The sequence below is a fragment of the Bradyrhizobium sp. Ses1 genome (assembly GCF_059512365.1).
Genome location: NZ_JCAMOQ010000095.1, coordinates 1 through 13,053, shown reverse-complemented (window position 1 = coordinate 13,053; position 13,053 = coordinate 1). Strand labels below are relative to the sequence as shown.

The window sequence follows — 13,053 nt, the reverse complement described above, 5'->3', positions numbered from 1 at the left end:
GTCCTCTCACCTGAGTCCTCTGGGTAGCTGATTCACCCTCAAATACGCCCGCGACTTTCTGACTCAGTAAGATTAAGGCGTCTCATCGCCCTCCTCCTCGCTTCAAGCCGATTACGCCCACATCCTTCGTGATGAGCCGGCCCTCCTTCATCGTGGGTGCAGTCTCGGTAAGTATGCTGCAAGGTCATCGCTGGCGCCTCCGGCATGTACTCGGCTCGAATGCCTACCTCTTGCTCGAACTTCGTCTGCGCGCATTTCATGAGAGCCGCCTGACCCCCTGGTCCTCAAACCGCTCTCTGCCCCGCAACCTCTTGACGAGCTCCTCTACAAGAGGCATGAACGCCATCCCTCGTGAGAGTGCTTCCTGACTACAGTGCCCGCGCGGGCAGCGGTCCGCTTCGAGCAAGACGGCAAACATGTGCGATGTAAACCAAGGCCTTTCCTGATCGAGGCCAGCCATTTGCCTTGTGCGCGCAGCCCGTCGCGCGCTCCGCCGCCGCTCAGGGCACCACCTTATCGCCGATCCGCAATGAGCATCTTCATTGCTGCAGAAATTCGGAAGGACATTGCCCGCCTGAGTATCCATCATTTGGTATACCATGCGCGAGAAGGTCGAGCAGCGCCGCCGCTGGTAGATTGGTGCCCTCCGCGCCATTCTCATACGGTGCTGCGATCCGTTGTAAACGGAATCAAAAGAGCAGCCATCGCTTTGCGATGGACATTCAGATATGCGAGCCAAGCTGAGGAAATGCTGAGGCTATCGTTTTTTGGATTAGCATCGGCGACCGCGTCGATCTCACAACGACTCCGCGCTTCCTGCAGGCATGAGTGAGCATAGCGGCGCTTCGGATGTGAGAGTTCATCTTTCTCGCCTCGTTGCTTCGGCTGCACATAGGCAACGGTGCTCGCAAATTGTTCAGAGAAGCTTGCCCGATATCGCCTACCTGGGTTCGGGACAGAGCAAAGCGCGACTGTGTTGCGCAACGGCATCACTTCAACGCATACCGCATCTTCATTGCCGTACGTCGTTGGTCTGTCTTGTTTTGGCCAAACGTCTTAGCGACGTGCGGCCGCCCTAGCGCGATAATGATACGGAGCCGAATGTTGCAGCAATACAGTGGTGTCTACGATCCGGAAGACCTTGCGGTCCTGGGAAGGATTTTTGACGAAGCGGTCGCAGCGCTACCGACTTCTATGCAGACTCCTGAAAATCGAGCGGCGATCGCCACGCTTGTTCTGACACGTGCTGCCGCCGGTAATGCGGAGTTGGCGTCATCGATGAATTTGGTCGTCGCCATTGCCTCTGCCGCTCGATCAGGCGGCCCCCTCTGAGGAGAGCAACCCTGCTGGCGCCAGAAGAGCCATCTAGCTGGCGCCTTAATCGAAGCAGAGTGCAGCTAGATCATTGAAATAGCTTGAATCTCACCCGACGTCAGGTTGTAGGCTTGAAAATAGAGAATCATGACAAAAGCTACACCACGAAGGCGTCGATGGCGCATTGGCGAACTTGCAGAGGCTACCGGGGTAACGGTACGCACACTGCATCACTATGAGCACACGGGTTTATTGAGTGCCTCGGAGCGCACCGGCGGTGGTCACCGAATGTACGACCGCGAAGGCGTCAAACGGGTATATCAAATTCGAGCGCTACGTGAGCTTGGCTTCTCGCTTGAAGAGATTCGCAGAGCGATTGGGGGCAGCACCTCGCTTACTGACTTGTTGCGCATGCATTTGGAGAGAATTGAACTCCAGGTCGCGCGTACAACCCTGCTGCGAGATCGCTTGCGCAACATGACAACGGATGGTGAAACACACGTCAGTGTAGATGAGCTACCTGCCACTCTAGACGCGATGTCGCGGGTTGAGGAGCGCGCTCAGGAGCTCCGATGCACATGCGTCCTCGACGCAGATCGCGAGGAGCGGTGGCGGAAGATCCGCGACGACCTGCGCGATTGCGTGGAACGAGGCGAGCATCCCTGCAGCGAACGGGCGAATGCTGTGGCGCTTCAAGCGCGCTCGCTAATCACTGAAATCGCTGGAATTGATTCGACCGTTTCAACGATACTGAAGGTTCTTGCGCGACTAAGTGCGCCGCGCAACATGGCTGGTTGGGATACTCGCCTAATGGAGTATCTCGACCTCGCACTTGCCGCCTTAAAGGATGAACCGCGCTGACCTGCCGCGCATAGTGCGCGCACCACTGCTGTGTTCTCAATTTAGATCAGAATGAGATGAGTTCTCGACCGTAGGCACGCGGTCGCGTCCCATGGTCGAGGACTCCTGGTGCGCGTCTCCAGACTTTGCCTCCTCTCCCCGTCTTCGAGATGCGGATTTTGATACATTCATGAGACAAGCCTCTCGAAGGGGCTTGAATCGTACGTAGCGTCACATTGTACGATCTAACGTAGCTGGCCTCAGTCCCTGACAACACGATCAAGGGACAACTCTGGCTGGCGAGAGGATCGTATGGACCTGCAACAGCATCAGCATGAAACGATTGCCGTCCTTGAGGAGCAGGAGCACCGCCGCCACTGGCTTTGCCGCTCACGCCTATGCCATCGCCCAGGCATCAGTGGACGCGGTCGAGCGGTCCGGCCCCTCGAGCATGCACGACTAGCAGCTGCGCGTCGTTGACAGTCACTCCAAACAGCAGTTGAGGCGTTCCGGTTCGACACCAAAGGAGACAAGGCGGCTCCTTACTTCGTCGCCTGCCGCTGGCATGACAATTGTCGACGCAGCGCAAGTAGAACTGATCGTCGCGACGGCACACGCACCTAGATATTCAGCGAAGTAATGGCAATGATGAAACGTCCTTCCGACCACGATGCGCTGCTTGCGTCGTTTCTCGCGCTCGCGGTACTGGCGTCATATCTCGCGCTCGCGACACTGCTCGCGGAGCTGCCCTATGACGCCGATGGGCCTCAGGAAACTGTTATGCCGACGGACACAGCTGATCCTTCGTCGCTGCGCTACCTTTGCTTAGTTCTTTGCCAAGCTTCCACGGCGCAGTTTGAGGATGGACCGTTCAGGACCAATATTTGGTACCTCGACCAACGCAGAGTGATATTGGCGCCACCTTTAGAAATGACAGCAATGCCTATCTGGCAGCGAGGCGCTTGATTGCAGGAACGACAGTTGATCCGCTCGACGATTATGCTCTCGGCTGCTTCAGCGTCGGCGTGGAGCCACAGTTGATGTCACTTTCGAAACAGTTGCGCATTTCGACCAGCTGCTCCGTCGGGGATCGGAGTGAGCGCCGTCCTCGCTGTCGCAACAAAAACTCAACCTCTCTTCGCTGCGACCATCTACCCGCCTGACGGACCGGCGTGCTGATAACTGCGACTGCCCAGGGCGGTTCAAGGGAGGAAGACGATGTCGGATGCAAAATTGCAAAATGTGCTGTCTTCTCTTTCGCAGACAGCGAGACAGTTGAATGCTCCGCCGTCTGGCCGGACTGCGCCGGATGCAACTTACGTGAAACTAGACACGAATGAGAACCCATTTCCGTTGCCAACAATCGTATGGCAAAGTGCAATCGGGGCGCTTGAACGGCAGTATCTTTATCCAGAAGATGACAACGTCAGCTTGAGGGAAGCAGCAGCCAATGCGTACGGCGTGGCGACGGATCATGTGATTGCCGGCAATGGATCATCCGAGCTTCTGGGGCTCATCTACAGAGCCTTTCTTGCCCCGGGCGACAGCGTGGCAATGCTGTCTCCAGGTTTTTCATTCAATCGCAAACTTGCTATGTTGCAGGGGGCTCAACTTCTCGAAATCAGATGTGACGAGCCTCAGTCCTTGTCTATAGAGCAATTGCTGTTGGGGTGCGCAAAAGCCGCCAAGTTCGTTCTCTTAGCTAATCCAAACAATCCGACCGGGACGTTCATTCCGGTCGCAGATATCGAACGCCTTCTGGCAGAATCGGACCGCCTAATCGTGTTGGACGAGGCGTATGTCGAGTTTGCGCCTGACAATGGCCTGCGCCTCCTAAGCCGCCATCCGAATCTTCTGATCTTAAGAACACTTTCGAAGAGCTACGCCGCCGCTGGCATTCGCGTCGGCTTCGGGCTGGGCCACCCCGAGCTTATCGGGAGGCTTCGTAACATCCAGAACGTGTTCAACATGAATGTGATCGGTCATGCGGTCGGCATTAGCATTCTTGCCCATCGCGCCGTCTACGAAGAGAACCATAGACACATCAGGCAGGAAAGAGAGCGAGTTGCGAGCGCACTGTCGCAACTTGGATTCTTTGTAACGCCCTCCCACGCAAACTTCTTGCTAGGGCGAGTGCCGACGGGACACAACGGCAGATGGTGGCAGCTCGGTTTGGAACGGCAAAAGATACTCGTCGCCTTTTTTCCTGATAAAGGTCTCGAAGACTGTATACGCGTTAGCATCGGCACAAAAACGCAAATGGATGCGTTTCTCGCAGCAGTCAGTGACATTTCTGGCCGCTCGAAAATGGGAATATCGCCCGCCGCGCAGCAGTAGTGTCTAGTGCTGCGTCACGCATGCGATAGCACCACCGATGGATGAGAGCGGTGGATGGCATGACCGAGATCTGTTGTGACTGATGGACGAAACCCGACAACGGATCGATCCCTTAACTGCCAAGGTCGTCGAGGCTTCGAAGGACAACCGCCTCATGATCAACGGCAGCGCGCACCTACTGCTGTTAACACACAGGACAACGAAATGCGCGACGACAATACGAGAGCTCGGGCTCTTTGACCGCTCCGATCCGCCGGAAGCACCAAACTTCCTGTGTTCGTACCTACAACTGGAGATAATCGAGTGAAAGACGTCTTTCCTTCAAAATTCGCCTTCGGCATCTTCGATCACCTGGACGAGGATGGCCGCGATATGGCCCGACAATACGCCGATCGCCTCGTGTTGGCAGAGGCGTACGATCGACTTGGTTTCCATGCATACCATGTGGCAGAACACCACTGTACGCCGCATGGGAGGGGTCCATCGCCGAATTTGTTCTTGTCGAGCGTCGCACAGCGCACACGGCAACTTCGTCTTGGGCCATTGGTGATGCTGCTTAACCTCTATCATCCGCTGCGCGCGTTTGAAGAGATCTGTATGCTCGATCAATTGAGCGGTGGCAGGCTCGAGGTGGGTATCGGACGTGGCTCACTTCCGCTTGAATTGGGCTACTTCGGGATCACCGCTGACGCGGCACCGAGCCGCTATCAAGAAGCCAGCGAAATCCTTATCAATGCTATGAAGGGCGGCACGCTATCCTATCATGGCCATCATTTTGAGCTAAACAGCGTCCCGTTGACGCTAAACACTCATCAGCGTCCAAAGCCGCCGATATGGATCGCCACCAATCGACCCGAGTCCGCAGACTGGGCCGCTGCCAATGGCGCAAATCTTGCGTGCGTGGGCCCCTCCTCTAATGTCCGCAAAGTTACTGATGCGTTCCGCGCTCGTCGAAAGACCAACCGTGACGCTGGCGATCAGACGCCATTTGTCGGATTACTCCGCATGGTCGTAATTGCGCGTTCCGACAGAGATGCCTATACGCTTGCGGCATCTGCTTACACACAATGGCTCAAGAGCTTTAGATTCCTTTACGAGCTTAATGCTATCCCGACACCACCACACCTGCCGCTGACCTTCGATGCGGCAATCGAGAGTGAATTGTGTGTTGTTGGAACGCCAGATGCTGTGAAACAAAGTCTTCTTAATCACCTTGAAGAGGCAGGTGCCAACTACCTCCTTTGTCAACTCGCATTTGGAAATCTGCCGTTGGATGCTTCCCTGTGCACTGCAACCGCGATCCAATCCGAGATCATGGGAGGACTTGGCCAACGATGACCCGCCTGCCCAACTTCGGAAACCCACAGGTTGTAGCAGCGCTCCTAGATGCTGGCCGTACCGTCAGCGCGCATTGACGCTGTTGCCGCGATCCAGCCGCGCACCCTTTTCTCACCACCACCCCCTAAGGAAGACTGACTAATGACGAAAGACCGATTCGCCATGGACTTGGCCCTTGCATTCATTCTGTTGGCGAGCCTTCCTGGCGCCGCCGCCCGCGCGGAACAGCCTACGTACGCACAGCTGAAGACCGGCGCGCCGATCAATACTGGCGAGGTGTTGTCAGGCGAGCTCTACGCGTTGCGTATACGCGATGCCAAAGACGGCAAGAAGGTCGCCTATCAGATCATCACCGCGCCGCGCCGACTGCCCGAGCCGAGCGCCCTGTGCAATCTAGAGACCGGACCGGTCACGTTTCAGCTCCTCACAACGGGCGCGGAGCACGATAATCAGCTGAAGGCACTGGTCGGCAAGAAAATCTCGGTGAGGGTCGACGAAATCTCCTGCGCTGAGGATGCTGGGCAGATGAGCGAGGCAGTCATCAAAAAATGGAGTCTGGTGAGACAGCGTTGATCTGTTAGTGCGTCCGCTGACCGTATCGCAGCGTACGGTGCGGCAAGAGGCAATTGCGGAATTCGCCTCAACATCGCGACCGGCGCAGGTTCCACATTTTCGTACGATATTGTCGGCGGCCAGGCAGCTGCATTCGAATTTCTGAACGCGCTGAAACTCTTCAAGCTGGCAGTGAGCCTGGGCGGCACCGACTCACTTGCCAGCCCACCAGCAAGCATGACGCACTCAGGTGTTGCGGCTGATACTCGCAAAAAATAGGCTCCTCGACTGTACGATCCGGCTATCGGTCGGGTAAAACATCCGTCTGATCCAATTGCAGATATCGCGCAGGCGTTGAACGACGCGTAGTTGCAGGTGTGCCCTGCAACGAACCGGCGCTCGACCCAAGCATTTATGGCCGGCAGGCGCCCAAACGCTGTCAGCGGAAGCCGTTGCCCAAGTCGACACATCGCTTTCGCAATTGGCTTGACGACTGCCTGTGACCTCCGAGCAACGATAGACTGCGCTGCGCCAATGCGCGATGGGCAAGCTATCTGCGGCTGCCCTCTTCATCCGCAAAGGGCTGGATTGCCATAGCAATGCCATCAACCGGGGTATCAGGAACCTAGATGCAGTCTCATCATTGGCTCGAGGAGAATCGTACGTGCGCGTTAGCCCATATTTCGAGGAAATCAAAGCGCGCGCGCTGCAACTGCTAACTAGCTTTCGGCCCACCGCAACCACAATTCCTCGAATCAAAGGGGAAATCCGACATGCCGTGCGCGGCGCAGTTAGCCAAGCACGCGACGAGATGTACAAGCGCGAGAGACCCGGACTCATGGCGTCGCGAGCGGAACGCGCCGCTGCATATCGGCGCACTCGCTTCAACGTCGGCAACTTCGCGCTAGCAGAGCGGGAAATTCGCAAGCTCATTTGGACGCAGCTGCAGCACTGACAATGGCGCCATATTTGCCCAGCGCTCACCATGGGCAACTCTTCCAGCATTTGGCATAGATCAAGCCGCGCTCACCCGTCCTTATTACTCTAGGCGCGCGACTCTTTGGCTGCAGTTGCATCTCAACGATGAACTCCAAATCAAAATGGACGTAAATAAAACTCGCGGCGCTTCGTCGATGGACCTTGCAGGCATCGCGCGACACCGCAAATCAGGGCTCAATCAAGCTCGTCGCTGAGCGGTGCTTCAAGCCCGAGCGGAACTGATGCGACCTGTTAAAGCGCGTGAAGTCGCAGAAGCGAGAAGCCAAAAGAGCCCGCCTTATAGCGTCTTGCTCAACGCGCGCGTCGCATCGCGCGAGGGCGCAGGCATATAGACCAAATAAACAGTTCGCAATTCCTCGAGTAAGATCTGCGTCATATTCAAATGGACAACTCGCGATCCATCCATAATTGCAGTCTGACCCCGGCTTACGTCGAGGCGCACCGGGAGTGTTCGCGCCCTGAACAACGGTTCACATGACCGCCCCCCAACCACTGTTAGCGAGGATGATCAACGTGTATGAGCGGCGAATGATCGCGGCAGGCGATTCGATCGCGAGAATCGATCGCGTATTTCAGAACTTTCGGCAAACGATCGATACTGACAACTCGATTTCGCCTGCCGTTCGGGATGCGCCGCACGCATTGCTAGATAAGGATCTCGTTTTGGCGAGAGCGAGAATTCTCGGCCACATTACGAACGAGGAGGCCCAACCAACGGCGATGAGCATCCCTACGGCCGTTTCAGGTGCAGAAGCTCTTGCCATTGCCAAGAAGCGCTTCGCGGCCGCTCGCGCGGTAATTGGCGCTAATCCCGACTTGCTGCTCGAGATTTGCGACCTCCCGCTGGAGTTCAGGATGCGGATCATGCCGCAATCGGGGCGTCACCACCCTCCCCCAGCACCAACACTCGCCCAAGATCGAGGAGATCGAAGCGAAAGCTCGATACCCCCACCTCTCGATGAGGACCACATCAGTATTCAGCGGTTCGCGGAGACCAATCACATCAGCCCTGAGGCTGTTCCCTCTCGCGTTCGAGGGGCAAGGTGAGAAGCGTGGCGGTCGCTGGTGGGTGAAAATGCGGGTTTTGCGCGGCATAGCCGCGCCTCAACCTTGAGATGATACGGGAAAATCATGGAAAAAGTTTCACAAATAGAGGCGGAGCTTCGACAGATGGCAGCAGTTTATGCCCGCAAAAGGAGTGCGCTTGCCAGGCTGCATGAGGCGTACTGTAGCAAGTTCAACGAGTTGATTGAGGTCAAGGCGGCGCGCGACAGACACAGCGTCGCTGAGCCGGCGAAAGAGACGATCATCACCGGCGCCGGTGCTGCGATCGAGGCGATCCCCGATTTGGCACCGCAGGTTTGCGATCCGGCGTACAGGCTGCTCGATTAGCAATGAGTGACTTCATGTTCCGGGTCGGCCCCGGCGGCGGCGACCGTCATGAGCAAGCCGTTCTCTGCAGAGCGTACTGTTGAGGACGAAAGCGCTCAACAAAACACACAGCGAGAAGATTTGGCTATGCAAGGCTGAATGCGTCTGAAAAGACTTCGATGAACTCGTCTTGGGTGTGAGGAAGGATTGACTGCAACTTTCGACCCAAAAAAGGCGTGAGGACATTGGATCCCGGAACGACCAACAGCGCCGCGAGTTGACGCGAGTTGGCTGAAGTGTCGTTCGCACGGATTTCCGGTAAGTCGGCAAGGCCCGGCTCTGCGCCCGCCGGACCTCTCTGTCACTTCGTGCATTTCCTAAACCGTCTTTGACTGTGGACACTCTCGCGTTTCGATCACCTGATCGAGACTCTACCGTGACGCCACGCTCCACAGCCGCTGCTCCGGTGGCGCTCACAAGATGCGCCTGACCAACAACTAGTAACACTCGCATTTCGTCGTCTTTGTCAGGTCCCGCTCATTCCGAAGAGCCAACTGCAAGAGCGAGGCCAGAACCGCAAGGCCGTGTGCGGGCCAAGGCTTTCGAGAATTGGCAAATCAGCCGATTTATCCGCATGCTCTTGTCCGAAACCAAACACACCATGTTTGGAATCCGACAAGCTGTTTGAGAACACGGCATTGCGCTAACATGGAGTATGACTACATTTGCCGATCTCCGAACCTGGAACACTACTGAAGCCAGCAAACACGTGCGCGTACGAGCAGAGCTGGCAGGCGCGGCTAGTGTCAAATCAGCCAACAAACGTCAACGCTTGTGCAACGGGCTCTCGACTGCGCGCGATGACGTTCCGACTCAGAAGAGAAGAAGAGCCTCACCGGCGGCATTCGGCATGACTTCAATTTCGACCAGAACACTCGGCGTATCGAAAGAGCGCAGCGAGGCTCCCGAGCGGTGATGCACCGTTCCCGCCGCAAGCGCGGAACAACACTCAGTTCGACGATCCGATATAGTTCATCGTTGCCCTCGGCCGACGGGCGTCTTTACGAGCGAGCTTCGGTTCGGACACGCTTCGCTCCAACATCGGCATTGACGCGCATCAGCCCAATACTCGATCAACGTTTGCATTCGTCAGGACTTTACAACCTGACGCTGCGTAAGGTTCAAGCTCTTTCTTTCGAAGTAAGTGTTGCGCTGCCGTTACAGCAATTCGCGATGACGTTGCTAAGACGCGCGCGGCCCGGGGGCCATCTAAGGAAAGAAACTCGAAATGAAGAACTTGCTGCTCGTGACTGGGAGCATCGTCGCGCTTGCCGTGGCGACGCCCGCATTTAGCGCGGATCTCGCCGCACAGCCCGTCTACACCAAGGCGCCGCCAGTACCGCAACCGGTTGCGACCGCGATCTACGACTGGAGCGGTTTCTATATCGGTGCCAATGGCGGCTGGGGCTCGAGCCGTAGCACCTGGGATCTCGCGGGCCTCACGTCCGAGGGCTCCCATGACGTTAGCGGCGGCACCATCGGTGGGCAGATCGGCTATCGCTCACAGATGGGCCAGACCGTGTTTGGCATCGAAGGCCAAGGCAACTGGGCTGATCTCACTGGCTCCAATGTCAGCATCGCCTTCCCGGCCGATATCAACCGCACCAAGACCAATGCGTTCGGCCTGATGACCGGCCTGATCGGCTTCACCTCGAACAACGTGCTGCTTTACGCCAAGGGCGGTGCTGCGGTGACGAGCAACACCTATCAGGTCACCTCCACCCTCACCGGCGCGCAGCTCGCTACCGACAGCACGCGCTGGGGCGCCGCAATCGGCGCCGGCGTGGAAGTCGGCTTTGCGCCGAACTGGTCGGTTGGCATTGAGTACGACCACCTGTTCATGCCGGACGGCACCGTGAGCTTCACCACGGGCGCAGGTACGGTCACGACCGATCGCATCCGCCAGGATTTCGATCTGGTGACCGCGCGGCTCAATTACAAATTCAGCCCGGTGGTTCTCAAATATTGATCTCTTCGCGTTCAAACGGCGGATCGAAAACCCCGGCCCTCGGGCCGGGGCTCTTTTTTTGAACTATTCATCTGCCGCTAACCGCGTTCTGCATTTTCCGGGGATGCAGGCTTTGACATCACGCAAGGACGTTTTTGCCTGCAGACCGACTGGTCGGGCATGTTTAAGGTGACCACCACCACCCTCGAACGAGTAAATGGCAACGGCGAGCCTGACGCGGCGCTGGCATACGAGTGAAGCAGGGTCAGACAATGAGCACGCAGACGGCCGGATAGCGCTCCGTTCAAGAGCTTCTCCTATGCGTCCGCGGACATTCGAGCCGAAGCCCACTTCCATTCTGCGTCCCCAAGCCTGTTCAGCTTGCGCATCTCACGTTTGGAAGCGCCGGATTGGCTTCAGTCCGCCCATAGGAGCCCACACGGTCAGATTGCGGAGAGTATCTTCCTACCTGTGATCGAGGTCTTTCGGTATTCTGCGGCCGCTGGTCGTGCAGATCGCTTAATCTGAATTGTCATTCCCCATAGACCCGGACTCAACACGCAAAGACAAGCCCGAGAAGCCCGTTGATGCCTGTTGACGACTCGAGCCCAACCGACTGTTTGCCTAGTTTAACAGCGCTGCCATAACCCTCTATCGCTTGCCCTCCTGGCTGGTGCTAGCAGAATGCTTTGTCATAGCTGCGCTTCGTCGGGTAGCTGACGGGCATTTGCTTTGGCGGCCTGCTCCCACCCTGCTCCGCCTTTGCGCCTTGATGCATCGCAGTCGCCCGAATGGCTACACAGAGTTCGTTTGCATTCAGATAACGCCAACGCCTCTACCGTGAAGAGCATACTATCTGCCTAAAGACGGCGGCGGAGTCGCGTCGGTACGGGTGGGCAAGTTCGGATACTCAATCTTAGGCAGCTGCCCAGTTAGCGAATTCAGAAACGCAACAATATCGTCCTTTTCTTTATCGCTAAGCTCGATGCCAAGCTGGACTTCACCCATGACGCCAACCGCCTCCTTAAGGCTCCAAACCTGGCCTGAATGGAAGTATGGGGCCCGCAACGCGACGTTGCGGAGCGGCGCGGCGCGGAAAACGTATTCATCGCTGGCCGCCTTGGTGACCACGTATCGGCCCTTGTCAGCGGTCGGAAGGAGGCTTGTGCCCGGCCTTTCGATCACACCAAACGGGAAATAATCCTGTCCACCGACGTTGATTCCGTTGTGACAAGAGTAGCATCCCGTTTCCATGAATAGCTTCAATCCTGCCTTCTGCTGATCATTGAGAGCATTCGTATCGCCTTCAAGGTACTGATCGAAAGGAGCTGCGGGTGTGATCAGAGTCGCTTCGAAAGCCTCGATCGCTTTTGCGAAGTTGTCAAAGGTGACCGGTGACGCCTCGTTTGGGAATGCCTTCTTGAACATGACCACATAGCCGTTCATGGAGTTCAACGTATCGAGCACATGATCTGGAGTCGCGTTCATTTCGACCTTCGCTTGCACGGGTCCCTTAGCTTGCGCCTTCAGGTCTGCGGCGCGTCCATCCCAGAACTGCGCCACATTGAATACCGCGTTGTAAACGGTTGGCGCCCGGCGCGGACCCTGCTGCCAGCCGTGCCCGACCGAGGTCGGACCGGCATCGACTCCGCCCGTGCCAAGATTATGGCAGCTATTGCAGCTAATGATCTCGCTCGCCGACAGCCGCGGATCGAAGTACAGCATCTTGCCGAGTTCAACCTTCTCGCGGGTGACCGGGTTGTCTTTTAGGACAGGCACAATCGAGGGGATCGGTTTGAAAATCTGCCTAGCAGCTCCCATCAACTCATCATCGGCGCTGACTTGTGATGAGGCCAGCATCGCAACGGCCGCAACGGATAACCTGCGTAAAAGGTAAAGCGCCCACATCGCTGACTTCTTCACAATAACTCTCATCGGCACCGAAACGGGAGGGCATCGCCCGTCTTACGTCACTGCGCTAACGCCTGCCCCAGTGTTTCTAGATCTCAATAGCAACAGCCGTGCCAATGGCGCTCGCAACAGCTAAGTCGCTGATCTATTTCTCAAAGCAATTACGACCCAGCAAATATGTGAGGCGTCTTGAACCTTGCCAGAGGCTGTGCGGCGTCAGAAACGCGACGGCCACGAACGAGTGGCAGCCAATTCGTGGTCGACCGCCGCGGCCTTTTGTGGCTTATGGCGATCAGGATGAGAGCGCGTATTGCCGCATCTAGCGATGTTCCCGAGAGACCTCCTATTGCCTCATCTATTTTGCTCCCTAGCGAGGGGAGCGA

At 56.8% G+C, this 13,053-nt stretch carries 11 protein-coding genes and 1 pseudogene; 11 read left to right on the top strand and 1 reads right to left on the bottom strand.

The genetic code is table 11. From position 1 onward, the window contains the following. The first annotated feature begins 1,101 nt into the window (after positions 1-1,101). From AC5ZG5_RS44340 to AC5ZG5_RS44290, 11 genes and pseudogenes are all read left to right on the top strand, one after another. Positions 1,102-1,332 carry a hypothetical protein gene (locus AC5ZG5_RS44340; RefSeq protein ID WP_456646953.1) on the top strand — a complete coding sequence of 77 codons (231 nt, stop codon included), beginning with the start codon at positions 1,102-1,104 and terminating at the stop codon, positions 1,330-1,332. 129 nt (positions 1,333-1,461) lie between these two features. Beyond that, positions 1,462-2,175, top strand: coding sequence for a MerR family transcriptional regulator (locus tag AC5ZG5_RS44335; protein WP_456646954.1), 714 nt, complete (start codon positions 1,462-1,464; stop codon positions 2,173-2,175). 624 nt (positions 2,176-2,799) lie between these two features. Beyond that, complete coding sequence (locus AC5ZG5_RS44330) at positions 2,800-3,120, top strand: hypothetical protein (protein ID WP_456646955.1); 321 nt, start codon at positions 2,800-2,802, stop codon at positions 3,118-3,120. A gap of 252 nt (positions 3,121-3,372) precedes the next feature. Next, positions 3,373-4,491 carry a histidinol-phosphate transaminase gene (gene hisC, locus AC5ZG5_RS44325; protein ID WP_456646956.1) on the top strand — a complete coding sequence of 373 codons (1,119 nt, stop codon included), beginning with the start codon at positions 3,373-3,375 and terminating at the stop codon, positions 4,489-4,491. Positions 4,492-4,794: 303 nt separating this feature from the next. Next, positions 4,795-5,829, top strand: coding sequence for an LLM class flavin-dependent oxidoreductase (locus tag AC5ZG5_RS44320; protein WP_456646957.1), 1,035 nt, complete (start codon positions 4,795-4,797; stop codon positions 5,827-5,829). A 141-nt stretch (positions 5,830-5,970) separates the two neighbouring features. Continuing rightward, entirely contained in the window at positions 5,971-6,402 is a 432-nt protein-coding gene (locus AC5ZG5_RS44315) for a hypothetical protein (protein WP_456646958.1), read from the top strand. Positions 6,403-6,480: 78 nt separating this feature from the next. Then, a pseudogene (locus AC5ZG5_RS44310) lies at positions 6,481-6,750 on the top strand (PLP-dependent transferase); the annotation flags it as partial. Between the two features lie 172 nt (positions 6,751-6,922). Beyond that, positions 6,923-7,336, top strand: coding sequence for a hypothetical protein (locus tag AC5ZG5_RS44305; RefSeq protein WP_456646959.1), 414 nt, complete (start codon positions 6,923-6,925; stop codon positions 7,334-7,336). Positions 7,337-7,908: 572 nt separating this feature from the next. Next, the gene (locus tag AC5ZG5_RS44300) at positions 7,909-8,427 is read left to right on the top strand and encodes a hypothetical protein (protein WP_456646960.1); all 519 of its coding nucleotides are present in this window, start codon (positions 7,909-7,911) and stop codon (positions 8,425-8,427) included. 84 nt (positions 8,428-8,511) lie between these two features. Further along, the gene (locus AC5ZG5_RS44295; RefSeq protein WP_456646961.1) at positions 8,512-8,772 is read left to right on the top strand and encodes a hypothetical protein; all 261 of its coding nucleotides are present in this window, start codon (positions 8,512-8,514) and stop codon (positions 8,770-8,772) included. Between the two features lie 1,267 nt (positions 8,773-10,039). Beyond that, positions 10,040-10,780 carry an outer membrane protein gene (locus AC5ZG5_RS44290; RefSeq protein WP_456646962.1) on the top strand — a complete coding sequence of 247 codons (741 nt, stop codon included), beginning with the start codon at positions 10,040-10,042 and terminating at the stop codon, positions 10,778-10,780. A gap of 831 nt (positions 10,781-11,611) precedes the next feature. Here AC5ZG5_RS44290 and AC5ZG5_RS44285 read toward each other — a convergent pair. Continuing rightward, on the bottom strand, positions 11,612-12,667 hold the full coding sequence (locus AC5ZG5_RS44285) for a cytochrome-c peroxidase (RefSeq protein WP_456646963.1): 1,056 nt from the start codon (positions 12,665-12,667) through the stop codon (positions 11,612-11,614). Positions 12,668-13,053 lie beyond the last annotated feature (386 nt).

Coding starts and splice junctions, on each gene's coding strand:
- AC5ZG5_RS44340 (WP_456646953.1), top strand. CDS start 1,102: ATGTTGCAGCAATACAGTGGTGTCTACGATCCGGAAGACCTTGCGGTC.
- AC5ZG5_RS44335 (WP_456646954.1), top strand. CDS start 1,462: ATGACAAAAGCTACACCACGAAGGCGTCGATGGCGCATTGGCGAACTT.
- AC5ZG5_RS44330 (WP_456646955.1), top strand. CDS start 2,800: ATGATGAAACGTCCTTCCGACCACGATGCGCTGCTTGCGTCGTTTCTC.
- hisC (WP_456646956.1), top strand. CDS start 3,373: ATGTCGGATGCAAAATTGCAAAATGTGCTGTCTTCTCTTTCGCAGACA.
- AC5ZG5_RS44315 (WP_456646958.1), top strand. CDS start 5,971: ATGACGAAAGACCGATTCGCCATGGACTTGGCCCTTGCATTCATTCTG.
- AC5ZG5_RS44305 (WP_456646959.1), top strand. CDS start 6,923: ATGGGCAAGCTATCTGCGGCTGCCCTCTTCATCCGCAAAGGGCTGGAT.
- AC5ZG5_RS44300 (WP_456646960.1), top strand. CDS start 7,909: ATGATCGCGGCAGGCGATTCGATCGCGAGAATCGATCGCGTATTTCAG.
- AC5ZG5_RS44295 (WP_456646961.1), top strand. CDS start 8,512: ATGGAAAAAGTTTCACAAATAGAGGCGGAGCTTCGACAGATGGCAGCA.
- AC5ZG5_RS44290 (WP_456646962.1), top strand. CDS start 10,040: ATGAAGAACTTGCTGCTCGTGACTGGGAGCATCGTCGCGCTTGCCGTG.
- AC5ZG5_RS44285 (WP_456646963.1), bottom strand. CDS start 12,667: ATGTGGGCGCTTTACCTTTTACGCAGGTTATCCGTTGCGGCCGTTGCG.